Below are 26,052 nucleotides of genomic sequence, written 5' to 3' on the forward strand. Positions count from 1 at the left end.
TTACGGAAAGCAAAGCGCAAATGTTGCCACTGTGCAACAGCGCCGACATGGATGCATCTCGCATCTGCGTAAAAGCCCCGGAAAAGCGGGCAACTCTTGCCAATCCCCTGCTGTGGCAGCATAATCGCACCCGAACCCGAAGCGCCGAAAAGCCGCGCGGGCCAGGAGAGGATGATATGATGCTGACAGACAAGAGTCTCTGGCTGACCACCACCGGCGCGCTGGCGCTGGGCATGCTTGCCCCCGCCGCGCTGGCGCAGGACGCCGCTATACCGCAGGCCGCGGCCGACGATCCGGCCGCTGACATCATCGTCACCGCCACCCGCCGAGCCAGCCCGCTGTCGGACGTACCGATCGCGGTGTCGGCCGTGGGCGCGCAGGCGATGCAGAATAGCGGCGCCAGCGACATCCGTACGCTGAACCAGCTCGCGCCCTCGTTGCTCGTTTCCTCCACCGGCTCCGAAGCCAATGCCTCGGCCCGTATTCGCGGCATCGGCACTGTCGGCGACAATCCAGGCCTGGAAAGCTCGGTCGCGGTCTTCATCGACGGCGTCTACCGCTCGCGCACGGGCGCTGGCCTTAACGAACTGGGCGAAATCGAGCGGGTGGAAGTGCTGCGCGGGCCGCAGGGCACGCTGTTCGGCCGCAACGCATCGGCGGGCCTCATCAACATCATCAGCAAAGCGCCCGAACGCGAATTCCATGCCAAGGGGGAAATCACCTACGGCAATTATGATTATTGGCGTCTGTCGGGCCGCGTCACCGGGCCGATCAGCGACAGCATCGCGCTGGCGCTCGACGGCGTGTGGAGCAAGCGCGACGGCTTCTACAAGCTGGTCGACGGCACCGGCGCGACCGTGGGCGACACCAATGACCGCGACCGCTATTTTCTGCGCGGGCAGGCGCTGATCGAACCCAATGACGCGCTCTCCATCCGCCTGATCGGCGACTATACCAATCGCGACGAAAGCTGCTGCGGCGCGGCCTATATCGAATCGCGCGAACGGCTGCCCGCCGCCGGCGGCGGCTACACCGACGCGCCCTTCAACCGCATCGCCGCGATCCTGGCGGGCCAGGGCAGCGTCATTCCCGCCGATCCCTATGATCGCGAACTGTCGATCACGCCGGGCCGCGACTATGTCAGCAAGCTGAAGGACTGGGGCGTTTCAGGCGAAATCAACTATGATTTCGGTGGCGCCAAGCTGACCAGCATCACCGCCTATCGCGACTACAAATCCCGCGACTATGGCGATTATGACTATAATCGCGCCGACCTCCTCTATCGCGATCCCAACACCTATCGTCAGTTCAAGACCTTCACGCAGGAATTGCGGCTGCAAGGATCAGCGTTCAGCGACGCGCTCGACTGGCTGGTAGGCGGCTATTACGCCAATGAACGGCTGACGTTACAGGACAATATCCGATTCGGCGCCGACTATGGCCGCTTTGCCGCCTGTCGCTTGATGGCCGGGGCTGGCGCAACCAGCAATTTCACCGCACAGCAACTCGCCGCCTGCGGCAGCGGCCTTGCCACCCAACCGCTGATCACCGGCACGCAGGCCAATCTGAATTCGGGCCTGACCGCGTCCTTCATCAATGCCGGCCTGCCCCCAGCCCTTGCCGCGGCGCAGGCGGGCGCGATCTCGACCGGCCTTGGCAATGGGTTGCGCGCGCTCGCCGCCATTCCCGGCGGCACCGGCGACACCGCGTCCATCTACCGGCAGAAGAGTGAGAATTGGGCGCTTTTCACGCATAATATCGTCCACCTCACCAACCGGCTCGATCTGACACTGGGCCTGCGCTACACCCATGAAAGCAAGCGCTTCTCGGCCGATTTCAATAATAACAATGCCACCTGCGCCGCGCTTCAGTCGTCCGCGCTGCCGGGCATCGCGACCAATCCGCAACTGGGCAGCGCCGCCGCATTGGCCGGCGGCATCCTGACGCTCGGCTGCCTGGGCAACGGATCGACCAGCCTCAACGCGCTCGACCTCAACGACCGCATCAGCGATGGCGAATTTTCCGGTACGGCCGTGCTGTCGTGGAAGCCGATCGACGATCTGCTGCTCTATGGCAGCTATTCGAAGGGGTATAAGGCCGGCGGCTTCAACCTTGATCGCTTCCAGCTGGGGTCGACTGGCCTCAACGCCATTCCCGCCGTCTTCGCGCCGCGCACCAATGCCGATGTCACCAGCCTGCGATTCGCAGCCGAAAAGGTCGACGCCTTTGAAATCGGCCTCAAATATGCGCAGCCCAAATGGAGCGCGAACATCGCCGCCTTCCGGCAGGAGTTCAAGAATTTCCAGCTCAACACCTTCAACGGCACCAGCTTCGTCGTACAGAATATCAATGGCTGCGACAGCGCGCTCAGCGCCGCGCGCACCTGCGACAGCGGCGATGTGGGGCCGGGGCTCATCAGTCAGGGCGTGGAACTGGAATTGTCGGCAAGCCCCGCGCGCAATGTCCGCATTTCCGGCGGCCTAACCTATGCCCGCGCCAAATTCGCCAACCGGCTGGTCGGCAGCGGCGACGGCAGCGTCCCGCTCGATCCCGCGCTGTTCCTGCTGCCCGGATCGATCAATTCCAACGCGCCGCAACTCGTCACCACCGCCAGCGCCGCCTGGACGCCGCAGCTTGGGTCCAGCGGCCTTTCCGCGCTCTTCTATGTCGATGGCCGCCTGACCAGCGACTATAATACAGGCTCTGACCTCTTCCCCGAAAAGCGTCAGGATGGCTATGCCATCGTCAATGCGCGCGTCGGCATCCGCGGCAAGGATCAACGCTGGGCGATCGAATTCTGGGGCCAGAACATCTTCAACCAGGATTTCACCCAGGTCGCTTTCTCCAGCCCGCTCCAGTCCAGCAGCCCGGCGACATCGACCACGGGCCAGTTCGCTGCTGGCGCACCCATGGCGAACCAGCTGATTTCGGCCTATCTCGCCGAACCGCGCACCTATGGCATCACCCTGCGCGGCAGTTTTTAGAGTCGCCATCCTCCCCTGGCAGGGGAGGTGGCAGGGCGAAGCCCTGACGGAGGGGTGTCCTGCTTTTTAAGAGGGTGGCACCCTTCCACCACTCCCCACCATGGGGAGGATCGAAAGACGGGCTTATCCTCCTGAATTGCGGATCATCCCCCGCCCGCTCCCCGGCACCGGGCGGGCGGGCGCGGGGCGCTCGCCGAACAGCGCTGTGCCCACGCGAATGTCGGTCGCGCCCAGCATGATCGCGGTTTCATAATCGCCAGACATGCCCATGGACAGGCGCTCCAGCCCCTCCTCCCGCGCCATCTTGGCCAGCAGCGCGAAGAAAGGCGCCGGCTCCACATCGGCGGGCGGCACGCACATCAGGCCCAATATCGGAATGTCGGCATCGCGCGCCGCCGCGATCAGCGCGGGCGTGTCGGCGATCGGGCATCCGCCCTTCTGCTCTTCCGCGCCGATATTGACCTGAATGAAACAGGGCACGCGCCTGCCCTCCCCGTCCATCGCCCTGGCCAGCGCGGTCAGCAGCGACGGCCGGTCCAGACCATGGATCACGTCGAACAGCGCCACGGCCTCGGCCGCCTTGTTCGATTGCAGCTGCCCCACCAGATGCAGTTCGATATCCTCCTGCGCCTCGCGCAGCGCCGGCCATTTCTGCTGGCTTTCCTGCACGCGATTTTCCCCGAACACGCGCTGTCCGGCGGCTATCAAAGGCCGAATGGCGTCGGCGTCATGCGTTTTCGACACCGCGATCAGGCGAATGTCGTCGGCGCTGCGGTCGGTCAGGCGGGCGGCGCGGCGCATGGCGTCGCGCACGGCGGCCAGCCGCTGGGCGGCCGGATCGGCGGGGATGCTGGCGGTCGTCATGCGCGCTGCTATAGGGATGGCCATGCACCGCCGCCACCGCAAATCGCTGCCCGGTCTCTGGCTGTTGACCGACGAACGCGTGGCCGATGACCGGTTGCTGGCCGCCGCCCGCGCGCTGCCCCGTGGCCGGGCGGGCATCATCCTGCGCCATTATCGCACCCCGCCCGCGCAGCGCCGCGCGCTGTTCGATGCGCTGCGCGCCATCGCCCGGCGGCGGCGGCTCATCCTGCTGCTCGCAGGCCCAGTGCGCGCGGCGGCGGCCTGGCGTGCCGATGGCTGGCATGGCCGCGATTCCCGCCGCCCGCCCCGCCCCTTGCTGCACAGCGCGCCCGCGCATGACAGCCGGGAAATCAGGATGGCGCAGCGCGCGGGGTCCGACCTTCTTTTCCTCTCCCCCCTCTTTCCCACCCGCTCGCACCCAGGCGCGCGGTCGCTCGGTCGCGCGCGTTTCGCGGCGCTGGCCCATGCCACGCCCCTGCCGGTGATCGCCCTGGGCGGCGTGACCGCCCGGCACCGGCGCAGCCTCGCCGCGCTCAGCGCCGCGGGCTGGGCAGCGATCGATGGACTGACAAACAACTGAACCATCACGCCGCCATCCCTGCAAAGTTTCTTGCGCCAGCCGACAGTTTCGCATTGCATTGCAACAAGGCGTGGCGTTTGATCGCGCCATGCTCAAGGCCGCGCTGCACCACCTCACCGCTTATTCCTACAGCCGGCCGATCCGGCTCGGCCCGCAGGTTATCCGCCTGCGCCCCGCGCCGCACAGTCGGACCAAAGTACCCAATTACGCGCTGAAGATCGAACCGGCGAACCATTTTCTCAACTGGCAGCAGGACCCGCACGGTAATTGGCTGGCGCGCATCGTCTTTCCCGATCCGGTCGATCATTTCTCGATCGAGGTCGACCTGCTCGCCGACCTCGACATCATCAACCCGTTCGACTTTTTCGTGGAGCCTTATGCGGAAAATTACCCTTTCGCCTATGATGACCAGCTGAAGACCGACCTTGCCGCCTATTTCGACGTGGAGGATCAGGGGCCGCTGTTCGAGGCGCTGGTCGCCGAACATCAGGGGCATGAAGGCCGCACCGTCGATTTTCTGGTAGAGGTTAACCGTCGCCTGCAAAGCCAAGTCGGCTATGTCATCCGCATGGAAACCGGCGTGCAGACGCCCGAGGAAACGCTGGACATCGGCACCGGCTCCTGCCGCGATTCCGCCTGGTTGCTGGTCCAGTTGCTGCGTCGGCTGGGGTTCGCCGCCCGCTTCGTGTCGGGCTATTCGATTCAGCTGGTCGCTGACGTGGAACCGATCGAAGGGCCAAAAGGGGTGACGCAGGACGTGGTCGATCTTCACGCCTGGGCCGAAGCCTATGTGCCGGGCGCGGGCTGGGTCGCACTCGACGCCACCAGCGGCATGTTCGCGGGCGAAGGCCATATCCCGCTGTGCGCCACGCCCCATTATCGCTCCGCCGCGCCGATCAGTGGCATGGCCGAACCAGCCGAAGTCGACTTCCGCTTCGAAATGTCGGTCAGCCGCATTGCCGAAGCCGTGCGCATCACCAAGCCCTTCACCGACACCCGGTGGGACGCGGTCATGGCGCTGGGCGAACGGGTCGATGCCGACCTCCGGCGCCAGGACGTGCGCCTCACCATCGGCGGCGAACCGACCTTCGTCGCGCAGGATGGCGGGGACGCGGGCGAATGGAATGGCGACGCCGTCGGCCCGACCAAGGCGGCTTATGCCGACCGGCTGATCCGCAAGCTGCGCAGCGACTTTGCGCCCGGCGGCCTGCTGCATCATGGGCAGGGCAAATGGTATCCGGGCGAAAGCCTGCCGCGCTGGGCCTATGCCGTCTATTGGCGGACCGACGGCGTCCCGCTGTGGCGCGATGAAAGCCTGATCGCGACGGATGACGCCCCTGCCGACGCCCGGCCGACCACGGCGCAGGACGCGCAGGCGTTCCTCACCGCGCTGGCCGCCACTATGGGCTTTTCGGCCGATTATACCCATCCCGTCTATGAAGATCCGGCGGTGTGGATGGTGAAGGAGGGCGATCTTCCCATCAACACCGACCCGCAGGATCCGGCCATCGCCGATCCCGAAGCGCGCGCACGCATGGTCAAGACGTTCGAACGCGGCCTCGATAAGCCGGTCGGCTATGTCCTGCCAGTCCAGCGCTGGCAAAGCCAGGCTGCGACGCCGCGCTGGCAAAGCGAAATCTGGCAGCTGCGCCGGGGCAAGCTGTTCGCGGTGCCGGGCGATTCGGCGCTCGGCTATCGCCTGCCGCTGGGGTCGCTGCCGCATGTGCCCGAATCGGACTATCCCTATATCCATCCCCGTGACACGAGCGAGCCGCGCGGGCCGCTCGCCGACGCCCGCGCGCAGGTCAGCGAAGCGGCCAGCCGTGAGGAAGCGCAGCGCGTCCAGCGCGTCGCCGATGCCGAAGGCGGCGCAGCCGCGCAGGACCGGGTCGAACAGGTCATCATCGAAGGCGCGGTGCGCACCGCCATCACGGTCGAACCGCATGGCGCGCACCTGTCCGTCTTCCTGCCCCCGGTCCGCGAACTGGAAGATTATCTGGAATTGATCGCGCAGGTGGAGCGCGTCGCCGAAGCCACCCGCATCCCCGTCAGGATCGAAGGCTATGCGCCACCCCCCGACCCGCGCCTCAACGTGCTCAAAGCCACGCCCGACCCCGGCGTGATCGAAGTCAATGTCCACCCCGCCGCTAGCTGGCGGGACACGGTCGATATCACCGAACGACTCTACGCCGCCGCGCGCGAATGCCGGCTGACGGCCGACAAATTCATGGTCGATGGCCGCTCGATCGGCACGGGCGGCGGCAATCATATCGTGCTCGGTGGGCCGACCCTCAATAATTCGCCCTTCATCCGCCGCCCGGACCTGCTCAAGAGCTTCGTCCTCTACTGGCAGCGGCACCCCTCGCTCTCCTATCTCTTTTCGGGCCTGTTCATCGGCCCGACCAGCCAGGCGCCGCGCATCGATGAAGCCCGGCATGACGGCCTCTACGAACTGGAGATCGCACTCGCGCAGGTGCCCGATCCGACCCGCGAGGGCGAAGACAAGCTGCCGCCGCCCTGGCTGGTCGACCGTCTGTTCCGCAACCTGCTGGTCGATGTGACCGGCAACACCCACCGCACCGAAATCTGCATCGACAAGATGTTCTCGCCCGACGGCCCGACCGGACGCCTCGGCCTGCTGGAATTTCGCGGGTTCGAAATGCCGCCCGAGGCGCGGATGAGCCTTGCGCAACAATTATTGCTGCGCGCGCTCACCGCCTGGTTCTGGCGTCACCCGCAACAGGGCGGCTTCGTGCGCTGGGGCACGGCGCTGCATGATCGCTTCATGCTGCCCCATTGCGTCTGGTCCGACTTTCTGGAGGTGCTCGCCGACCTGCGCGGCGCGGGCTATGATTTCGACCCCAACTGGTTTGAAGCGCAGCGCCAGTTCCGCTTCCCCGTCCATGGTCAGGTGGATGCGGGCGGCGTGGGCATCGAAATCACCCATGCGCTCGAACCCTGGAACGTGCTGGGCGAAACCGGGGCGATCGGCGGCACGGTGCGCTATGTCGATTCATCGACCGAACGGTTGCAGGTACGCGCCACCGGTCTGGTCGCGGGGCGCCACATCGTCGCCTGCAACGGCCGCCGCGTGCCGATGAGCCCCACCGCCGTGCCGGGCGAAGCGGTGGGCGGCGTGCGGTACAAGGCGTGGACACCGGCCAATTGCCTGCACCCGCAACTTCCGGCCAACGCACCGCTTACCTTCGACGTGTTCGACAGCTGGAGCGGCCGGTCGCTGGGCGGCTGCGTCTATCATGTCGCGCATCCGGGCGGGCGCAATTACGATACATTGCCGATCAACGGTTATGAGGCTGAATCCCGGCGCAAGGCGCGATTCCAGGATCATGGCCATACACCCGGACCTGTCGACATGCCGCCGGCCGAACTGCCCGGCGAATTCCCCATGACGCTCGACCTACGCCTGCCCCGCCAGCCGGGCGCATGAACCAGGCGGACGCCCTCGCGCCTTCGCTGGGGGCAGGCAACTGGGCCGACGCCTATCTCGCCGCCGCACCGCGCGGCGACCTGTTCGCCGATGCCGACCCGGACACGGCCGGGCACTGGCGCGCGATGCTGGACCGGCTGTCCGCGCAGGCGAAGGGCGATCCGGCGACGCTGGCCGATCATGTCGCGCGTCAGGCCGCCGATCAGGGACTTGCCTTTCGCCTCACCGGCGATGAGCAGGAACGCGCCTGGCCGCTGGGGCCCCTGCCGCTGCTGATCGACGCCGGGCAATGGACTCACATCGAATCGGGCCTCATTCAGCGCGCCCAGTTGCTCGAGCGGATCGTCGGCGACATTTATTCCACCCAGTCGCTGGTGCGCGACGGGCATCTGCCCGCCAGCGTCGTCACCGGCAGCACCCATTATTGGCGGGTGATGACGGGCACCGCGCCGCCCAACGGCCATGTCCTTCATTTCTACGCCGCCGATATCGGCCGCGGACCGGGCGGCGAATGGCGCGTGCTCGCCGACCGGGTGCGCACGCCCGTAGGCGTCGGCTATGCGCTGGAAAACCGCCTCGCTTTCTCGCGCGCCACCGGCGACCTGCTCGGCGCGATGAACGCGCGCCGGCTCGCCCCCTTCTTTTCCGACCTGCGCCGGGGCCTGGCCGCCGACTGTGCCCGCTCGGACCCGCGCATCGGCCTGCTCACCCCCGGCCGCTTCAACCAGAGCTATGCCGAACAGGCGCATCTTGCCCGCTATCTCGGCCTCATGCTGGTGGAAGGCGACGACCTCATCGTCTCCGATGGGCGCCTGTTCGTCCGCACCATCCAGGGGTTGAAGCGCGTCGATGGCCTGTGGCGCTGGATGGACAGCCGCTTTCTCGATCCGCTCGCCTTTGACGGCCAGTCGCGGATCGGCGTCGCCGACCTGTATGACGCCTGCGCGCGCGGCGGGCTGATGGTCAGCAACTGGCCGGGCGCGGGCGTCATCGAATCGCGCGCGCTCGCCGCCTTCCTGCCGCAACTGGCCAGGGCCGTGCTGGGCGCGGACCTGATCCTCCCCAATATCGCCACCTGGTGGTGCGGCCAGCCGCGCGAGCGCGATCATGTGCGCGCCCGGCTCGATCAGTTGGTGATCGGCTCCGCCTTCGATCAGCCCGCTGCCGGCCTACCCGAAGCGCCGTTCCTGCCCGGCGCGACGCTCGACGCCGACCAGCGCGCGCGCTTGCTTGACGCGCTCGACCGGCGGCCGATGGACTATGTCGGGCAGGAAATGGTGAAGCTGTCCACGACGCCTGCAATCATCGACGGACAGCTCACCCCCCTGCCCTTCACTCTGCGCATCTTCGTTGCGCGTGACGGCGCGGGGCAGTGGCGCGTCATGCCCGGTGCCTTCGCCCGGCTTGCCGCCCATGGCGACATCCGCGCGGCGCTAATGGGCCGGGGCGACATCTCCGCCGACATGTGCGTTATCGATCGTCAGCCGGCGTCCGCCGAAAGCCTGCTGGGGGGCGGCACGCCCGCCATTCGCCGGATGGGCGGCATGTTGCCAGCCAAGGCGGCGGACAATCTCTTCTGGCTCGGCCGCTATATCGAACGGACCGAGGCGACGCTGCGCCTCATCCGCGCGGTCGCCGGCGGCTCGATCGAGGCCGATCTTGGCCCCTCGCTCGCCAGCCCAACCATGGGACGGCTGGTCGGCCTGCTTGCCGCCTGGGGCGCGGTGCCCGCCGGCTCGGGCGCGCCGGGGGCCGCCATCGGCGCGCTTTGCGCCACGGCGCTGGGCGATGCGCGCCAGGCCGGCAGTGTCCGCGCATTAATGGCAATCGTCGCCAATATTGGCGAAGGCCTGCGCGATCGCCTGGCGAGCGACGTCTGGCGGCTCGTTCGCCTGCCGCTGCCCGCCTTCGAAGGCGCGGTCACGGAAACGCTGCTCGACGCCTCGTCCCGCATGATCGAGCGTATCTCGGCGCTCTCTGGCCTCGCGGCGGAAAATATGGCGCGCGGCGATGGTTGGCGCTTCCACGACATGGGCCGTCGACTGGAGCGGGCGATCAACGGGTGCCGGCTCATCAACCAGTTCGGTGGCGATCAGGCGTCGGACGATGATCTCACTGTCCTCCTTGACCTGATGGACAGCCAGATCAGCTACCGTACCCGCTATCTTGCCGGTCCCGCGCTCGCGCCGGTGCGCGACCTCATCGCGCTGGAGCCGTTCAATCCCCGCGCGCTGGCCTGGCAGGCGCTGCGCCTCGCCGAGCATGTCGCCGCCCTGCCAACGCTGCGCGCCGACGGCATGCCCGAAGAACCGCGCCGTATCGCCGACGCGCTGGTCGCGCAGCTTAAACCGCTGACCGGCGACATGCTGACAATGGATCATATCGCGGATGCCGAACGCCGGCTGCTCGCCCTTTCCGACGCCATCGGGCAGCGCTATTTCCTTCAGCTTCGCAAAACGGAAAGTGCCGAGATACTGGCATGATCTACCAGGTCCGCCATCGCACGATCCTGCGCTACGCCGCGCCCGTGCGCCTCGCCCGCTTCAACCTGCGCCTGCAGCCCGCGCCCTGGCCCGGCCAGTGGACGTCCGACTATCGGCTGGATGTCGATCCTGCCCCTGCGCTGGTCGAAACCCGTCCCGGCGGCTGGCCTGTCACCGTTGCCCGCCTCGTGATCGAAAGCCCGATCCGGCAGCTCAGCATCGAAAGCCGGTTCCGCTGCGGCGTGCAGGGCGGCGACATCACGCCGCAGGCCGCCGATCCGACGGTCGGCGCAGTGGCGCAAGCGGCGCTGGTGGACCGCACTATGGGGCCGACAGCGCCCGCCCATTATCTTTATGCCGGCGCGCGCACGCCGATGCTGGCGGCAATCGGCGATTGGTCGCGTGCACACCTTGCGGCCGATGCGCCCATTGTCGCCGCCGCGCTGGACCTCGCGCTGCATATCCAGCATGCCTTCGCCTATCGCCCCGGCGTCACCGATGCCGACACGCCGGTCGCCGACGCCTTCGCCGCGCGCCATGGCGTGTGCCAGGATTTCGCCCATGTGATGGTGATCGCGCTGCGTCTGGCCGGCCTGCCCGCCGCCTATGTCAGCGGCTATCTGCGCACCCTGCCGCCGCCGGGCATGCCGCGCCTGGTCGGGGCCGACGCCATGCACGCCTGGGTCATGCTCTGGTGCGGGCCGACGCGCGGCTGGATCGGCTTTGATCCCACCAATGGCTGCATCACGGGCGACGGGCATCTCTTCGTCGCCATGGGCCGCGACTATGCCGATGTCGCGCCGATGGACGGCCTGTTCGTCGGCGGCGCGGGCCAGAGCCAGTCCGTCATGGTCGATGTCGCGCCGGAAGACGAACCGGCGCTCAGCTGATCGGCGTAAACAGCAACGGCATGCCCGTCCGGGGCCGGATCGTCAGTCGGCTGATCGGTTCGGGCGTGAATCCTGCCGGCACGCTGATGGCGAAGCGCCGCACGACACTGGCGATCACCGTCATCACCTCCTGCTGGGCAAAGCCTGCGCCCACGCACACGCGCGGCCCCCGGCCGAAGGGGAACCAGGCCTGCTTCGCCATCTCGGCATTGGCCGGATCCTCGAACCGGTCGGGATCGAACGCATGCGGACACGCCCAATTATCCTTGTTCCGCTGTGTCAGCCACGGCGCGACCACCAGCATCGCGCCCGCCTCCAGATGCTTGTCGCGCATGTCCACCGGGCACGTCACCTCACGCGGGAGGAAGGACACCGGCGGATAAAGCCGCAGCGTTTCCTTGAAGATATTGCGCAGCTGGCCCATGTCCTTGAGCATCGCGCCGGTCAGCGGCTGGCCGCCCGCCAACCGCGCCACCTCCTCGCGCACCCGCGTCTGGATGTGGCCGCATTCGCCCAGCATATAGAGCGCCCAGGTCATGGTGCTCGCCGACGTCTCATGCCCCGCCAGGAAAATGGTCGATACCTGCTCCATCACCTCTTCGCAGGTGAAATGCGCGCCCGTTTCGGGATGCTTCGCCTCGATCAGCGATTGCAGGATGTCCCGCGTCCCGGCCTCTCCCCGGCCATGAAAACCGGCATAACGCGCCTCGACGATCGGCCGGAACACGTCATGGATCGCCCGCGCCGGACCTTTGGACCGTTTCTCGAACCAGCCGGCGGGCAGGCCATAAAGCCGCAGCATCGATGCTGAATGCGCCAGCCGCTGAAACCGGCCGAAGGCTGTATGGATGATGTTGGATCGCTCCGCGTCCAGCGTCTGGCTGAACAAGGTGCGAAATATGATATCAGCCGCCACATGGGTCATCATGGGGTCGATATCGACCGGCCCGCCGTCTCGCGCCGCCGCCTCGATCCGCGCGACCAGATCATCTGCCGCCGCGACCATCAGCGGCATCGACCGCCCGAGCGCGGTATGGGCAAAGGCCGGATTGACCATGGCCCGCTGGCTTTCCCAATCCGCGCCATTGGCCGAAAAAACCGAATTGCCGATCAGCGGATCGAGGTTGCGGACCAGTTCGCTATGCTTGGGAAAGGCAGTGCCGCCGCGCAATATCCTGTCCACCAGCGGCAATTCGTTGGCGATATACATGGTCCGCCCCGGCAGGCGAATCTCGCCCATCTTCATGGTATAGCTTTTGTCGAACAACACATGGATCCAGCTGTGCCAGCCGCGCAGGAATCGCTTCACCAACCCCCGCTTGTTCCTGGGCGGCCGGGGATAGGGCGGGGTGAAAATCTCGGTCATGCGATCGTCCTGAAGGCTTCGACGGCCTCATCAACGGTGCGGCGGCCCGCGGTCAGGCTGATGAAGTCCAGCGGCGACAGCCGGTCGCCCACGCGCAGATAGTCGAAATGCGCCTCATATTTGTTCGACCAGCCGCCATGATAATTGTGCGGCTCGTAAAAAAGATGGAAGCGCGGCGAGAGCATATCGACCCGCGCCGCATAAGCGGGGGCGACCAGCCGGAACGGGTTCACGTCGAAATAGGCCGCGCCATCGGGCGGCGAACTGATGTCGACATAACGGAACGGCGCATCCGCCAGTGCTTTCAGATCCTCATGATACCAGCGCGCGTCGCGCCGCAGCGCAATCACCGGCACCACCTGCCCCAGCCCCAGCATCACGAACCGGTCGGGCAGCGTTCCGCCGCGCAGGGCGATCACCCGGCGCAACAGCCGCATGCCCAAAATCGTGCCGGCGCTGTGCGTCACCAGCTGCACCTCGTCCCAGTCGCCATCCAGCGCCGCCGCGATCCGCTGCGCGAAGGCGTCGATCCGCCCGTCCAGCGCCGCGCCCGGCCCCTGCGCCGCCAGCGCGCCATGATAGGTCATGAACCGCAACAGCCAAGGCACGACCAGCTTGGCCAGAATGCGCCCGGACAATAGCGCGCTCAGAGCGATGCCGATGATCGCCGCCGCCCACCAGGGCAAGGCCAATGCCAGGATCAGCGCCGGGACCAGCGCCAGCATCAGCGGGATCAGCACCGCCAGGATTGGCGGATAGAGGATGGTGATGACCGGCCCCTGGCGCAGCCGCCGCATCCGCGCAAAATCCATGTGCCGGGCATGGCCCGCATAGGCGCGCGCCGATTTGAGCGCGAGCGCCAGGGGATTGCGGATCCACACCTTGCCGATCACATCTTCCCAGCGCAGATATTCATAGTCAATTTCGACCCCGGCGGTCGCGTTCTCCACGCTCCAGCGCGCCGACACAGCCGCGCCCGCATCGCCCGCCTGCCGCCCGCTTACCGTCACGGCTTCGCCGGTCAGCGCGGCATAACGCACCGCCTGCTCGCGATAGAGCTGGTGATAGAAACGGACGCCGCGCGGATCGAAACCGCCGAGGTAAAAGACTTTACGCTTGAACTTTTCCAACACCGCCGCCCTAATCGGGGCATGAACACGCCCGAACGCGATTACTGCTATTTCATCGACCACCGGAAATACAACCGCAATGTCGGCTGCCGGCGTCATGACAATCTCTATGGCATCAATGGCGGCGGCAGTGAGCGCGACCGCTGGCGCGCGGATCTGGAATTTTATCGCCATATGAAATCCAATGGCGATCCGATGGCGCTGCCCTCGCTGCTCGCCTGCCTCGCCTTTGGTTGGTTTTGCTGGAATTATCATCCCGGCAAGGGGCTGTGGCGCGGGCAATTGTTGCGCCGCTTTGCAAAAGCGCCCAAATGATCGCGCCATGACCACCCCTCGCCATGTCGCGGTCGGCCCGATCACCATCGGCAACGACCTGCCCTTCGTCCTCATCTCCGGCCCCTGCCAGATCGAAAGCCGCGACCATGCATTGTTCATGGCCGATGCGCTGGCGCGCGCCGCCGAGCAGGCGGGCGTGCCCTTCATCTTCAAGAGCAGCTTCGACAAGGCGAACCGCACATCGGTATCTGGCAAGCGCGGCGTCGGCATCGATGCTGGCCTCGCCATCCTGGCGGAGGTCAAGGCGTCGCTCGGCTGCCCGGTGCTGACCGACATTCACGGCCCCGATCAGGTGGAAGCCGCAGCACAGGCGGTCGATATCCTCCAGATTCCCGCCTTTCTCTGCCGCCAGACCGACCTGCTGCTCGCCGCCGGACGCAGCGGCGCAGTCATCAACGTCAAGAAGGGACAATTTCTTGCCCCCTGGGACATGGCGGCGGTGGCGCAGAAGGTCGCCTCGACCGGCAATGATCGCATCCTGCTCACCGAACGCGGCGCAAGTTTCGGCTATAATACATTGGTCAGCGATATGCGCGCGCTGCCGGTGATGGCGCAGACCGGCTATCCCGTGATATTCGACGCCACCCATTCGGTTCAGCAACCCGGCGGGCTCGGCTCAGCATCGGGTGGCCAGCGCGACTATGCGCCGCTTCTCGCGCGCAGCGCCATGGCGGCCGGCGTCGCCGCCATCTTTGCCGAAGCGCATGATGATCCGGATAATGCGCCCTCGGACGGCCCGGTCATGCTGCCGCTTAATTGGGTCGGCCCGATGCTGGACAAGCTCAAGGCGATCGACGCGATCGCCAAAGCCTGATCCTATGATTCGTTAGCTAACTAACGAAATGCCCTATGCTTCTACATGTCGCGCTTGCTGTCGCGACAACCTGCTCGCGGCTCAGGGACGAACCTGCCCCGTCCCCCGAACGATCCACTTATACGTCGTCAGCCCCTCCAGGGCGACCGGCCCGCGCGCATGCAACCGCCCGGTCGAAATGCCGATCTCGGCGCCCAGCCCGAATTCGCCGCCATCGGCGAACTGGGTCGATGCGTTCCACATCACGATGGCGCTGTCGACCGCGTTGAGGAATCGCTCGGCCCGCGCGCCGTCATCGGTGATGATGGCGTCGGTGTGGTGGCTGGCATGGGCGACGATATGGGCAATCGCATCCTCCACGCCATCCACCATCCGGATCGACACGATCGCGTCCAGATATTCGGTATCCCAGTCCGCCTCCTGCGCCGGCTTCACTCGCGCGTCCATGCCCTGCACCGCGTCATCGCCGCGCACTTCACATCCCGCCCCGATCAGCGCACGCACCAGCGCCGGCGCTTCGCGATAGGCCCGGTCGATCAACACTGTCTCGGTCGATCCGCAAATGCCGGTCCGACGCATCTTGGCGTTCACCACCAGCTTTTCCGCCATCGCCGGGTCCGCCGCGCCATCGACATAGCTGTGGTTGATCCCATCGAGATGCGCCAGCACGGGCACCCGCGCTTCCTCCTGCACCCGCGCGACCAGGCTCTTGCCCCCGCGCGGGACGATCAGGTCGACAAACTCCGCCGCCTTGAGCAGCGCGCCCACGGCCGCGCGATCGGTCGTGGGGACCAGTTGCACGACTTCGGCCGGCAGGCCCGCCGCAACGATCCCCTCCAGCATCGCGGCATGGATGGCGCGATTGCTTTCCTTCGCCTCGCTGCCGCCGCGCAGGATCACCGCATTGCCCGCCCGCAGGCACAGCGCCGCGGCGTCAGCAGTCACATTCGGCCGGCTTTCATAAATGATGCCGATCACCCCCAGCGGCACGCGCACCCGGCTTAGCTCCAGCCCGTTGGGCCGCACCTGCCGATCAATGACCGATCCCAGCGGGCTGGGCAGCGCCGCGACCTGTTCCACGCCCGCGGCCGCGCCCGCAATACGATCCTCGACCAGCTTCAGCCGGTCGAGCATCGCGGCGGACAGGCCATTGGCGGCGGCATTATCCATGTCCCGCGCATTGGCGGCGATGATCGCCGGCGCCTGGTCCCGCACCGCCTGCGCGGCGCGGCGCAGTGCATCGGCCTTTTGCGCGTCACTTGCCTGCGCAATGGTCACAGCCGCGCGGCGCGCCCGTGCGCCCATCGTCGCAATCAGCATTTCGGGGGTCTGTGTCAGGTCATTCATCGCATGTCTCGCCGGTCCATTGCGCGGCGGCTTAGCATGAAAGGCAGGCGAGCCAAAGGCCGGCGGCCGGACCATGGGTCGCATATGATCCGGCTGCCGACAGACAGCCAAGCTGTCACGCAGACTCTCCTAGCGATTCGCGCAGGCTTGCGCATACCCCAATGGGGGTAAGGCCCGCATCGCTACTGCGTCAGAAGACCCACGAGCCGCACCAGCTGCGCCTCCCGGCCGCATCCGGTCTTGTCGTAGATGCTGCGCAACTGCACCTTGAGCGTCTCCGCGCTCACCATCCGCGCGGCGGCCACCTGCTGCCGGCTCTGGCCGGATGCGATCCGCACGGCAATATCCGCCTCTGCCGGCGTCAGTCGGAACATGCGGATCAGGATCTCCGCCTGACGATTGGCAGGCGCGCCGGTGCGCGCGACGATGATCGCGCGCGGAGCGAAGGGCAGTGCCCATGGGCGCGCAGGGAGCGGGTAGCATTCGATCGACAATTGAACATTGCCCTCCCTATCCGTTAGGATAACCGGATCTCCAGCCCGTGCCGGCACGCCCAGAACGGCGCGCACCGACTGGTTCAGCGCGCGGCTGTCTTCGCCTCGGTCGCACGACAAATATCCTTCGGCCAGCCGCAAGGCACCGGCGCACAGCAGCGCGTCTGCCGCCGGCGTCATGCCGCCTACCCGGCCAGCCGCGTCGATCAGCCAGCAGGCGCGGTCCATCGCCTCGAACGTGCCCGCCAGCAGCGCAAATCCTTGCCGTTCGACCGCCTGCTGCAATCGCACGGCCGTGCGGGCGTGATCCGCGATCTCCCCGAACAGGTCACGTTGTTCCTGCGTGGTGCGGCCGTCCTTCGCGGACCGCAGCAGGGCCAGCCCGATCATCGCGTCCCGCCCCTGATGCAGACGCGTCTGGCATCCGTCGAAAATGTCGAAATCGGCGCACAGGTCCAGATAGTCCGCTGCGTGCAAGCCTTGGCGCGCTATGTCGTAATGCGCTTCATGCACGATATCTGGCCTGTCCGGCAGCAGGTCGGCGCCGACCCGATAATTCAGGCCCGGCGATCCATGATCTATGGAAAGGCTGGCCGGTATGATGGCCGGATCGACATCACTGATCCAATTGAACGCAGCGCCCGCCGGACCAAAGCCCACCATCTGGCCATGGTGCGATCCGGTGGCCCGCGCCATGGCGCTCAGCGCCTCTTCCCACCGATGCGGCTCCAGCGCGGCGCCTAGAAAAATGTCCGCCCATTGCGCGTCAGTCCCGACAGCCGATGCCATCGCCAGCCCCACATATTGCCCCGGACCGTCGTCCTCCACATAAAAGGCCGAGTCAATCGTTATGGCGGCGCGAACGTTGAAGCGGGCGTCGAGGAATTTTTACGGTGTTAGGCCGCCTGGGCCAGCGCCTCGTCACTGGTTGCGCGAATGACGCGGCAGGGCGGAATGTTACGCCATTCCAGCCGATCGCTGATCGCGCCGAAGACCGGGGTCAAAAGGCGCATCACAAAGCGGGAATATTGATAGATCAAAAACTCTCCGCCCGGCCGAAGCGCCGCACGCGTCTCGGCGCAGATCGCCGCGCCCACCCCGTCGGGCAAGGTCGAAAAGGGCAACCCGGACACGACATAATCAGCCTGCTGATACCCTGCTTCGCGGATGAAGCGGCGCACATCGATTGCCGACCCATGCACCACGCGCAGCCGGGGGTCGTCTATCTGAGCGTCAAGCCAGGCCACGAAATCCAGATTGAGGTCGATCGCGATCAACGTCGCATCGGGGTGCATCCTCTCCAGGATCGGGCGGGTGAAGGTGCCGACGCCCGGCCCATATTCCACGAACAACCGCGTCCGTTCCCAATCTACCGGTTCCAGCACAGCGTCGACCAAGGCGCGGGACGACGGGATTACCGAACCGATCATGCCGGGATGCTTCAGGAACTGGCGGAAGAAGATGTTCCACTGCTTCAGGAAGGAGCCACTGCGGGTGCTTTTGAAACCTGTCTTATGCTTGTCCTTGAAGGGAAGGGACGCCATTAAAACCGCCTGTCTGTCATTTTCGTTCGGACTCGCAAAATCGGAGTCCGCTGGCAAGCGGCTTTGCGGGTCATGGGGCGGTAACGTATGGACGACAGAAGTGTTCATTCCGTCGTCCTCCGCGTTCTAACGTTCGCGTGCGCGCAACATCCCTGGCGCCACGAAGCCGATCGGATCCAGTTGCATCGCGTTCTGCTTCAGCGTCGCCTGGATCTGTTCATATTCCCGTTCCATCTCCGGCGTGACGGACGCGCGAGTTTCGTCCAGCGCCGCTTCGAAATGCGCCATTGTGACCGCATCGACGGACAGCGACTGACGCAGCGCAATCAGCCCCGCGCGCCGCGCAAGGTCTTCCAGGTCCGCGCCGGTGAAGCGCTCAGTCCGATGCGCCAACGCATCCAGATCGACATCGTCGGCCAGCGGCATCTTGCGCGTATGGATGTCGAGGATGCGACGACGGCCCGCTTCCTGCGGCACCGGAACATAGACGAGCTCGTCGAACCGGCCGGGCCGCAACAGCGCAGGATCGACCAGGTTCGGCCGGTTGGTGGCGCCGATCACGACCACGGATTGCAATTCCTCCAGGCCGTCCATCTCGGCCAGGATCGTGTTCACCACCCGCTCTGTCACCGCCGGTTCACCAAGCCCGCCACCCCGTGCCGGGACAAGACTGTCCAGTTCGTCGATGAAGATGACCGTCGGCGCCACCTGCCGCGCGCGCGCGAACAGGCGGGCGATCTGCTGTTCGCTTTCGCCATACCATTTGCTGAGGAGATCGCTCGACTTGGTGGCGATGAAGTTCGCCTGCGCCTCGCGGGCCACCGCCTTGGCCAGCAACGTCTTGCCGGTTCCCGGTGGTCCGTAGAGGAGGAAACCCTTGGCCGGACGAATGCCGATCCGGCGGAACGCATCCGGGTCCTTGAGCGGCAGTTCGACGCCTTCCTTGAGGCGCATCTGCGCATCGTCCAGCCCACCGATGTCAGCCCAACCGATGTTGGGTGCCTGCACCATCACTTCCCGCATCGCCGACGGCTGGACGCGCTTGATCGCAGACATGAAATCCTCGCGCGTAACCGACAGTTCCTCCAGCACGTCGGCCGGGATCGTGCCTTCCTCCAGATTGAGGCGCGGCATGAAGCGGCGCACCGCTTCGATCGCGGCCTCGCGCGTGAGTGCCGCCAAGTCGGCACCGACAAAGCCGTAGGTCATGCGCGCCAGTTCGGTCAGGTCGACCCGATCGCCCAGCGGCATGCCGCGGGTATGGATCCCCAATATTTCCCGGCGTCCGCGCTCATCGGGAACGCCCACCACGATCTCCCGATCAAAGCGACCGGGCCGGCGCAATGCCTCATCGATCGCCTCGGGCCGATTGGTCGCCGCGATGACCACCAGATTGGTGCGCGGCTCCAGCCCGTCCATCAGCGTCAGCAGTTGCGCGACCAGCCGCTTTTCCGTCTCGCCGGTCACATTGCCGCGCTTGGGCGCAATCGAATCGATCTCGTCGATGAACAGGATCGAAGGCGCGGCCTTGGCCGCTTCCTCGAAAATCTCGCGCAACTTCTTTTCGGACTCGCCATAGGCCGAACCCATGATTTCCGGGCCGTTAATCAGGAAAAATTCGGCTTCCGATTCGTTGGCGACCGCGCGCGCAAGCCGGGTTTTGCCTGTCCCCGGCGGCCCGTGCAGCAAGACGCCCTTTGGCGGGTCGACGCCCAGCCGTTCGAACAGTTCAGGATAGCGCAGCGGCAGTTCGACCATTTCGCGCAACTGGTCGATCGTCTCGGCCATGCCGCCGACATCGTCATAGGTTACGTCGGCGCGACGGGATTCGCGCGGTTCCTCATATTCGGCGCGTAATTCGACTTCGGTGTCCGCGTCGATGTGAACGATGCCCTTGGGCGTTGTCGACACCACAACCAGCCGGATTTCCTGCAGCGCATAGGCCGGCGCGGCCAGCATCTGGCGCAGCTGAGGCGGCATATCGCCGGGCGGCACCTGCTGCTGGCCGGCGGTAGCGACAACATCGCCCGACGCGAGCGGACGTTGGTAGAAAACCCGCTTCAAGGCCTCAGGATTGCCCTGAAGGCGCAGATTATTTTGTGCAGGCGCGAACACAACGCGCTGTGCCGCCCTGGGTTCGGCCTTGCTGATCTGGACGAAATCGCCGGACCCAACGCCCGCGTTTGCGCGCTGCAATCCATCGAGACGAAGAACGTCAAGCCCTTCATCCTCTTTGTACGGCCGCACCACGCGCGCGGGCGTATTGCGTTTGCCGACGATTTCGATGACGTCGCCTTCGCTCAACTGCAACTGGGCCATTACCGCCAAGGGCAGGCGCGCCAATCCGCGCCCCGCATCCTCCGGCCGCGCATTGGCGACCTGTATCCTGCGTCCTGTTTGTTCCTGATCAGCCACGCGGCTTCCCCATCGTTCGTGTCGAAACGAGATAGGGAACGCAAAGCCGGTCGGAAAGACCCTGTCGCCACCAAGAGAACGAACAAAAAAAGGGCCAGCCCAATGAGCCAGCCCGTAAAGTTTTAGGAGAGGATGCCTGAAAGGCTCATCCTATGTGCGTCGCAACGAGATATTTCGCAAGTGCGAAATGAAGGATCAAGTTGCAAAAAATGCATCTTGCCATTTTTCGCATTTTCCTGCTCATTGTCGACAGGATGCTTGGAACCGGGAAGCGCGCCGTTCGATAAAGAGAATTGACGCGGCGCAGCGGATCGGCTTCGGAATAGTAACATAGTATGCGCAGATTGCCGCCCCTTACGGCCCTGGAGGCCTTTGTTCAGGTCGCTCGCCTTGGCTCCGTCAAGGCTGCTGCGGAGGAACTCGCCCTGTCGACGCCCGCGCTCAGTCGCCGGGTTCAGGCGCTCGAGCGATTCATCGGGCGGCCTTTGTTCGACCGCAAGCATCAGGCGTTGGAGATCAACATCGATGGCCAGCGGCTGCTCGACGATATCGCGCCAGCGCTGGATTCCCTCAGCCAGGCGCTGGAAAATATCCAGAGCGGCGGCAATCAACTGCGCTTGCGGCTGGCGGTCATGCCGCTGTTTGCGACACAGCGCCTGTTCCCACATCTTGGTCGGCTGCGTCAGCAGCATCCGCAGTTGCACATCGACATCGAAACGACGCCCCACGCCGTTGCGCGGCTGGGTGAAGGACTGGACGCCGCGATCGTCCTGATGGCCAAAGACATCGACTCTGCGCTTTACGCGCATGAGCTGGACCATGAGCAGGTGTATCTGATCGGTCGCCGGCAGTTGCTGGAAGGGCCGCAGGCGCTCAAGTCCCCCGAGGAACTGGCGCAGCAGACGATCCTGCTTCACCGCGACATGGCCTTGTCCTTTGACGCCTGGAAGGAAGCGGCCGGCCTGCCCGACCTGCAACCGCTGGCCGTGGACAATTATGACTCGGGCCAGCTTATGCTGGAAGCGGCAGCGCAAGGGCTGGGCGTAGCCGTCATGCACGCCAGCCATTTCGAGCAGTCCAGGGACCCCCGGCTCGTGCGGCTGTTCCCCATTCATGTCGAAAGCCCCTATCGCTATTTCTTCGTGTGTCGGCCCCGCGCGCTTCAGACGCGCGCGGTGCGCATCTTTCGCGACTGGCTGGTGGCCGCTGAAATCTAGGCCGCACCAGGCAACAGGATTCTTGTTGCCGCGCATTTAAGCCTCTCCTTGCGCGGCCGTTATGAAGGTCATGATCGGGGCACCACCTTCCACCGCCAATGCGCAACATGGGCTGACCGACCGCCTGACCCGGTGGGCAAAGGGACTTTCCGGGCGAGCGGAAGAGTCGCAAGACGTAGAAACTGCGCCCCGGCCGCGGGCCGGCACCGCCGCCAATCGCGAAATCAACCGACGGCGCCAACTTTATGCCGACATTGGCGACTTCCTCTTCGCCCATGACCTGGATCTGACCGCCATAAATTTCAGCGTCGCGCTCGATTATCTGACCGGCGCGAATATCGGCGTCGAAAAAGCCATCCGCGCCGTCATGATGGAACGCGGCAAGATCACCAACGGCTGGCTCGAAACCCTGGCCGCTGAACAGCGCGCGGATGAGGTCACGCCCGAATCGCTCGCCACCATGTTGGACAAGGTGGAGGAAAATCTCGATCAGTTCACCGGCCTCATGCACGAATCGCGCAAGTCAGCGAAGGACTATGGCGCGGCATTGCAGGAGCAGGCGAAGGATCTGGCTGACGTTGCCGAGGGCGAGCCGGTGCTGGCGCGCCTGGTCGGGTTGACGCGCTCGATGGTGGAAAAAACACGGGCCGTGGAAACACAGCTGCGGGAAAACCAGAAGCAGACGCAGGCGCTTAAATCCAGTCTGGAAACCGCGCGCCGCGCCGCGGAGCAAGACCATCTGACCGGTCTCCCCAACCGCCGCGCCTTTGAAGCGCGGTTGCGGGACGAAGTGGCGGAGGCTCAGGCTGCGGGCGAATCATTGTCCATCGCCTTCTGCGACATCGACCATTTCAAGGTGATCAACGACACGCATGGTCATGATACCGGCGACCGTGTGCTGAAATTCGTGGCGGGCTTGCTCGCCAAGGTGTCGGATGATCGCTGTCATGTCGCGCGCCATGGCGGTGAGGAATTTGTGATGCTGTTCCGGGGCAAGACAGCAGCGGAAACATGCGAAGCGGTGGATGACGTTCGCGAAGACCTAGCCAGCCGCAGCCTTGTCAATCGCACCAATGGCGAGCGGATGGACAGGGTCAGCTTTTCGGCGGGCGTTGCCAATGTGCTGGCCTATGACGATCCCCGCGCCGCGCTCAAGGCTGCTGATCGCGCGCTCTATCTGGCCAAGGAACATGGCCGCAACCGGGTTTACCTGGCCGCCGAAACAGAGTGACCATCCTCTCGGGCAGCAACGAAAGCCGCGAGGGTTTAGAAATCAGGCTTCTCATAATGCGGCGGCGGCGTGATGACCTCCATCCGTTCGGATAGAAGCGGACGGAAAGACGGTCGGGACTTGAACCCGGCATACCAGCGCCGCACCGGCTCATGGCCGGCCCAGTCGATGCCCCCCAGATAATCGGCGACTGACAGATGCGCCGCGGCGGCGATATCCGCCAGGCTGAGGGTGCCGCCGGCCATCCAGCTGCGGTGATCGAGCAGATAGTCCATATAATCCATATGGACGTTCGCTCGCTTCATCGCTTCGCGCAATACTCGGGCGTCGGGCGGCGCGCGTTCGATCAGCCTTTTCTTCATGCGCTCATGCAAAAGCGGGCCGACCACGTCGCCATAGAAACTTTGGTCGAAAAAGGCGGTGAGTCGGCGGACTTCAGCGCGACCGGCAGCGGTGCCGGAAATCAGCGGCACTTTCTCCACCGTCTCTTCGAAATATTCGCAGATCGCCTGGCTGTCGAGCAGGGTAATGCCCCGTTCCTGATCCGTCATGACCGGAGTCAGGCCGGCGGGATTAAGATCCAGAAATTCGTCGCGCATCGCCCATGGCGATTCGCGCACCAGATCATAGCCGATGCCCTTTTCGCCCAGCAACAGCCGGACCTTGCGGGAAAAAGGACAGAGAGGAAATTGATAGAGCAGCCACATAGAGACTGTCTGTTAGGCGCACGAGCGCTGCGGGGGAAGCCGCAAAGCGACGGCTGGCGTACCCTCCTGACAAGGACATTGGCCAAAAGGATGGCGGCCAGGGTCTGCCTCGCCCCTTTCGGCGAGGGAAAGCCGACGATAGAAGGGCAACGAAAACCGGTTTTGCCTTGGAAAGGATAGCTGATGCCCGAAGATTTCTTCCCCGTGCCGCAAGCCTGGGCCGAGGGTGCCTATATGGATCGGGGCAAGCGCGAAGCCGATTACGCCCGTTCGGTCGAGGACAGCGACGGCTATTGGCTGGACCGCGCAGGGCGGCTGGACTGGATGACGCCACCGACGCTGGCCAACGAAAGCAGTTTTGCAGAAGCCGATTTCGGCATCAAATGGTTCGCGGATGGCGTTTTGAACGTCAGTGTCAACTGCCTCGATCGGCATCTCGACGAGCGGGGTGACCAGACCGCGATCATCTGGGAACCCGATTCCCCCGATGCCGAACCGCGCCGTTACAGCTATCGGCAGGTCCATGCCGAAGTGTGTCGCTTCGCCAATGTGTTGAAAGCAGCCGGCGCGAAGAAGGGCGACAGAATCACCATCTATCTGCCGATGATCCCGGAAGCGGCATTCGCTTTGCTGGCCTGCGCGCGGATAGGAGCGATCCATTCGGTGGTTTTCGGCGGCTTTTCCCCCGATGCGCTGTGTGGCCGCATTCAGGATTGCGACTCCACCATCGTTGTGACCGCCGATGAAGGATGCCGGGCAGGCAGAAAGGTGGCGCTCAAGTCCAATGTTGATGCTGCGCTGAAGGACTGTCCGAGCGTCAAGTCGGTGATCGTGGTAAAGGCGACCGGTGGTGACGTCGTCATGGCGGAAGGCCGCGACGTTTGGCTGCATGAAGAAGCCGAAAAGGTCGCGGCCGATTGCCCGGCCGAACCCATGCAGGCGGAAGATCCGCTGTTCATCCTCTACACCTCCGGGTCCACCGGGAAGCCCAAAGGGGTGCTCCATACGACCGGCGGCTATCTGCTTTGGGCCAGCCTCACCCATGAACTGTGCTTCGACTATCGGCCGGGGGATGTCTATTGGTGCGCCGCCGATATAGGCTGGGTCACGGGCCACACCTATATCGTCTATGGGCCGCTCGCCAACGGGGCGACGACGCTGATGTACGAAGGCGTACCCAATCATCCTACGTCAGCGCGCATCTGGCAGATCGTGGACCGGCATCAGGTCCGGACCCTGTTCACTGCCCCCACCGCGCTGCGCGCGCTGATGAAGGAAGGCGACGATCATGTGAAGGCGACCAGCCGCGCATCACTACGCCTGCTGGGGACGGTCGGTGAGCCGATCAATCCAGAGGCCTGGCGCTGGTATCATCATGTGGTCGGCGAGGATCGCTGCCCGATCATCGACACCTGGTGGCAGACGGAAACGGGCGGAGCGATGATCGCGCCCATGCCCGGCGCCACCGACCTGAAGCCCGGATCAGCGACCCTGCCCATGCCTGGCGTGGTGCCGCAGATCGTCGATTCCGAAGGCAAGGTGCTGGATGGCGCGACCGAAGGCAATCTGGTCATCGCGCAAAGCTGGCCGGGGCAGATGCGGACGGTCTGGGGCGATCATGATCGCTTCTTTCAGACCTATTTCACGACCTTCCCGGGCAAATATACGACCGGGGACGGCGCACGGCGGGATGCCGACGGCTATTATTGGATCACGGGCCGGGTCGACGATGTCATCAACGTATCGGGTCATCGCATGGGGACGGCGGAAGTCGAAAGCGCGCTGGTGCTGCACGAAAGCGTAGCGGAGGCGGCGGTGGTAGGCTTCCCCCATGATATAAAAGGTCAGGGCATTTATGCCTATGTGACGCTCAACAATGATGATGAAGCCAATGACGAGCTGCGCAAGACGCTGATAAATTGGGTGCGCCGGGAAATCGGCCCCATTGCCACCCCGGATGCGATCCAGTTCGCGCCGGGCCTGCCCAAAACGCGGTCGGGCAAGATCATGCGCCGTATCCTGCGCAAGATCGCCGAAGGTGAAGTATCGGCGCAGGCGTTGGGCGACACCAGCACCCTTGCGGACCCTTCAGTGGTCGATAATCTTGTCGCCAATCGTCAGGGCGGGTGAGCGATCATGCCGATCACGGCCTTGTTGGCCCCGCCTGACACAAGAAGCGTGACGTGACCCGTTACAAAGGTG

Annotated in this window: 18 protein-coding genes; 10 read left to right on the forward strand and 8 right to left on the reverse strand. The window is 65.0% G+C overall.

Annotated elements, in window-relative coordinates; genetic code table 11:
- Positions 1-179 precede the first annotated feature (179 nt).
- Complete coding sequence (locus LL253_RS04820; protein WP_228226619.1) at positions 180-2,984, forward strand: TonB-dependent receptor; 2,805 nt, start codon at positions 180-182, stop codon at positions 2,982-2,984.
- A gap of 123 nt (positions 2,985-3,107) precedes the next feature.
- Here the strand turns inward: LL253_RS04820 and LL253_RS04825 are convergent, their stop codons facing one another.
- The gene (locus LL253_RS04825) at positions 3,108-3,848 is read right to left on the reverse strand and encodes a YggS family pyridoxal phosphate-dependent enzyme (RefSeq protein WP_228226620.1); all 741 of its coding nucleotides are present in this window, start codon (positions 3,846-3,848) and stop codon (positions 3,108-3,110) included.
- Between the two features lie 16 nt (positions 3,849-3,864).
- Between LL253_RS04825 and LL253_RS04830 the strand changes: the two genes are divergently transcribed.
- The 4 genes from LL253_RS04830 to LL253_RS04845 all read left to right on the forward strand — a co-directional run bounded on the left by LL253_RS04830 (position 3,865) and on the right by LL253_RS04845 (position 11,249).
- A complete protein-coding gene (locus tag LL253_RS04830) occupies positions 3,865-4,428 on the forward strand; it encodes a thiamine phosphate synthase (protein WP_228226399.1) in 564 nt (187 codons plus the stop codon).
- A gap of 88 nt (positions 4,429-4,516) precedes the next feature.
- Entirely contained in the window at positions 4,517-7,876 is a 3,360-nt protein-coding gene (locus tag LL253_RS04835) for a transglutaminase family protein (protein WP_228226621.1), read from the forward strand.
- A complete protein-coding gene (locus LL253_RS04840) occupies positions 7,873-10,359 on the forward strand; it encodes a circularly permuted type 2 ATP-grasp protein (protein ID WP_228226400.1) in 2,487 nt (828 codons plus the stop codon). Before LL253_RS04835 ends, LL253_RS04840 begins: the two co-directional genes overlap by 4 nt.
- Positions 10,356-11,249, forward strand: a complete 894-nt coding sequence (locus tag LL253_RS04845; protein WP_228226401.1) for a transglutaminase family protein — start codon at positions 10,356-10,358, stop codon at positions 11,247-11,249. The genes LL253_RS04840 and LL253_RS04845 overlap by 4 nt, the downstream gene beginning before the upstream one ends.
- On the opposite strand, the gene LL253_RS04850 is transcribed toward LL253_RS04845, so the two are convergent.
- Positions 11,242-12,615, reverse strand: a complete 1,374-nt coding sequence (locus LL253_RS04850) for a cytochrome P450 (RefSeq protein ID WP_228226402.1) — start codon at positions 12,613-12,615, stop codon at positions 11,242-11,244. The two genes, LL253_RS04845 and LL253_RS04850, sit on opposite strands and share 8 nt — an antisense overlap.
- Positions 12,612-13,745 carry a hypothetical protein gene (locus LL253_RS04855; RefSeq protein WP_228226403.1) on the reverse strand — a complete coding sequence of 378 codons (1,134 nt, stop codon included), beginning with the start codon at positions 13,743-13,745 and terminating at the stop codon, positions 12,612-12,614. The genes LL253_RS04850 and LL253_RS04855 overlap by 4 nt, the downstream gene beginning before the upstream one ends.
- Before the next feature lie 21 nt (positions 13,746-13,766).
- Here LL253_RS04855 and LL253_RS04860 point away from each other — a divergent pair, with 21 nt between their 5' ends.
- On the forward strand, positions 13,767-14,060 hold the full coding sequence (locus LL253_RS04860; RefSeq protein ID WP_009823360.1) for a hypothetical protein: 294 nt from the start codon (positions 13,767-13,769) through the stop codon (positions 14,058-14,060).
- A 7-nt stretch (positions 14,061-14,067) separates the two neighbouring features.
- Positions 14,068-14,895, forward strand: a complete 828-nt coding sequence (gene kdsA / locus LL253_RS04865) for a 3-deoxy-8-phosphooctulonate synthase (RefSeq protein WP_228226404.1) — start codon at positions 14,068-14,070, stop codon at positions 14,893-14,895.
- Between the two features lie 81 nt (positions 14,896-14,976).
- Here the strand turns inward: kdsA and LL253_RS04870 are convergent, their stop codons facing one another.
- From LL253_RS04870 to LL253_RS04885, 4 genes are all read right to left on the reverse strand, one after another.
- Entirely contained in the window at positions 14,977-16,242 is a 1,266-nt protein-coding gene (locus tag LL253_RS04870) for a glutamate-5-semialdehyde dehydrogenase (RefSeq protein ID WP_228226405.1), read from the reverse strand.
- Between the two features lie 182 nt (positions 16,243-16,424).
- Positions 16,425-17,525: a helix-turn-helix transcriptional regulator gene (locus LL253_RS04875; RefSeq protein ID WP_228226622.1), complete on the reverse strand. Its 1,101-nt coding sequence runs from the start codon at positions 17,523-17,525 to the stop codon at positions 16,425-16,427.
- 107 nt (positions 17,526-17,632) lie between these two features.
- Positions 17,633-18,280 carry a class I SAM-dependent methyltransferase gene (locus LL253_RS04880; RefSeq protein ID WP_228221478.1) on the reverse strand — a complete coding sequence of 216 codons (648 nt, stop codon included), beginning with the start codon at positions 18,278-18,280 and terminating at the stop codon, positions 17,633-17,635.
- A 126-nt stretch (positions 18,281-18,406) separates the two neighbouring features.
- A complete protein-coding gene (locus LL253_RS04885) occupies positions 18,407-20,695 on the reverse strand; it encodes a CDC48 family AAA ATPase (RefSeq protein WP_228226406.1) in 2,289 nt (762 codons plus the stop codon).
- A 335-nt stretch (positions 20,696-21,030) separates the two neighbouring features.
- Here LL253_RS04885 and LL253_RS04890 point away from each other — a divergent pair, with 335 nt between their 5' ends.
- Both LL253_RS04890 and LL253_RS04895 read left to right on the forward strand, forming a co-directional pair.
- The gene (locus LL253_RS04890; RefSeq protein ID WP_009823353.1) at positions 21,031-21,912 is read left to right on the forward strand and encodes a LysR substrate-binding domain-containing protein; all 882 of its coding nucleotides are present in this window, start codon (positions 21,031-21,033) and stop codon (positions 21,910-21,912) included.
- A 70-nt stretch (positions 21,913-21,982) separates the two neighbouring features.
- Positions 21,983-23,143, forward strand: coding sequence for a GGDEF domain-containing protein (locus LL253_RS04895; RefSeq protein WP_228226407.1), 1,161 nt, complete (start codon positions 21,983-21,985; stop codon positions 23,141-23,143).
- Positions 23,144-23,178: 35 nt separating this feature from the next.
- Here the strand turns inward: LL253_RS04895 and LL253_RS04900 are convergent, their stop codons facing one another.
- The gene (locus LL253_RS04900) at positions 23,179-23,850 is read right to left on the reverse strand and encodes a glutathione S-transferase family protein (RefSeq protein WP_009823351.1); all 672 of its coding nucleotides are present in this window, start codon (positions 23,848-23,850) and stop codon (positions 23,179-23,181) included.
- Positions 23,851-24,033: 183 nt separating this feature from the next.
- Between LL253_RS04900 and acs the strand changes: the two genes are divergently transcribed.
- A complete protein-coding gene (gene acs / locus LL253_RS04905) occupies positions 24,034-25,980 on the forward strand; it encodes an acetate--CoA ligase (RefSeq protein WP_228226408.1) in 1,947 nt (648 codons plus the stop codon).
- The last annotated feature ends 72 nt before the right edge of the window (positions 25,981-26,052 follow it).

The organism is Sphingobium soli (genome assembly GCF_020782245.1).
Lineage (GTDB): Bacteria > Pseudomonadota > Alphaproteobacteria > Sphingomonadales > Sphingomonadaceae > Sphingobium > Sphingobium soli.

What these genes read in the sequence shown, in the direction of transcription:
- LL253_RS04825 (WP_228226620.1), bottom strand. Translation starts at nt 3,848, where the DNA reads ATGACGACCGCCAGCATCCCCGCCGATCCGGCCGCCCAGCGGCTGGCC.
- LL253_RS04870 (WP_228226405.1), bottom strand. Translation starts at nt 16,242, where the DNA reads ATGAATGACCTGACACAGACCCCCGAAATGCTGATTGCGACGATGGGC.
- LL253_RS04880 (WP_228221478.1), bottom strand. Translation starts at nt 18,280, where the DNA reads ATGGCGTCCCTTCCCTTCAAGGACAAGCATAAGACAGGTTTCAAAAGC.
- LL253_RS04875 (WP_228226622.1), bottom strand. Translation starts at nt 17,525, where the DNA reads ATGGCATCGGCTGTCGGGACTGACGCGCAATGGGCGGACATTTTTCTA.
- LL253_RS04835 (WP_228226621.1), top strand. Translation starts at nt 4,517, where the DNA reads ATGCTCAAGGCCGCGCTGCACCACCTCACCGCTTATTCCTACAGCCGG.
- LL253_RS04830 (WP_228226399.1), top strand. Translation starts at nt 3,865, where the DNA reads ATGGCCATGCACCGCCGCCACCGCAAATCGCTGCCCGGTCTCTGGCTG.
- LL253_RS04890 (WP_009823353.1), top strand. Translation starts at nt 21,031, where the DNA reads ATGCGCAGATTGCCGCCCCTTACGGCCCTGGAGGCCTTTGTTCAGGTC.
- kdsA (WP_228226404.1), top strand. Translation starts at nt 14,068, where the DNA reads ATGACCACCCCTCGCCATGTCGCGGTCGGCCCGATCACCATCGGCAAC.
- LL253_RS04895 (WP_228226407.1), top strand. Translation starts at nt 21,983, where the DNA reads ATGATCGGGGCACCACCTTCCACCGCCAATGCGCAACATGGGCTGACC.
- LL253_RS04860 (WP_009823360.1), top strand. Translation starts at nt 13,767, where the DNA reads ATGAACACGCCCGAACGCGATTACTGCTATTTCATCGACCACCGGAAA.
- acs (WP_228226408.1), top strand. Translation starts at nt 24,034, where the DNA reads ATGCCCGAAGATTTCTTCCCCGTGCCGCAAGCCTGGGCCGAGGGTGCC.
- LL253_RS04900 (WP_009823351.1), bottom strand. Translation starts at nt 23,850, where the DNA reads ATGTGGCTGCTCTATCAATTTCCTCTCTGTCCTTTTTCCCGCAAGGTC.
- LL253_RS04845 (WP_228226401.1), top strand. Translation starts at nt 10,356, where the DNA reads ATGATCTACCAGGTCCGCCATCGCACGATCCTGCGCTACGCCGCGCCC.
- LL253_RS04840 (WP_228226400.1), top strand. Translation starts at nt 7,873, where the DNA reads ATGAACCAGGCGGACGCCCTCGCGCCTTCGCTGGGGGCAGGCAACTGG.
- LL253_RS04850 (WP_228226402.1), bottom strand. Translation starts at nt 12,615, where the DNA reads ATGACCGAGATTTTCACCCCGCCCTATCCCCGGCCGCCCAGGAACAAG.
- LL253_RS04820 (WP_228226619.1), top strand. Translation starts at nt 180, where the DNA reads ATGCTGACAGACAAGAGTCTCTGGCTGACCACCACCGGCGCGCTGGCG.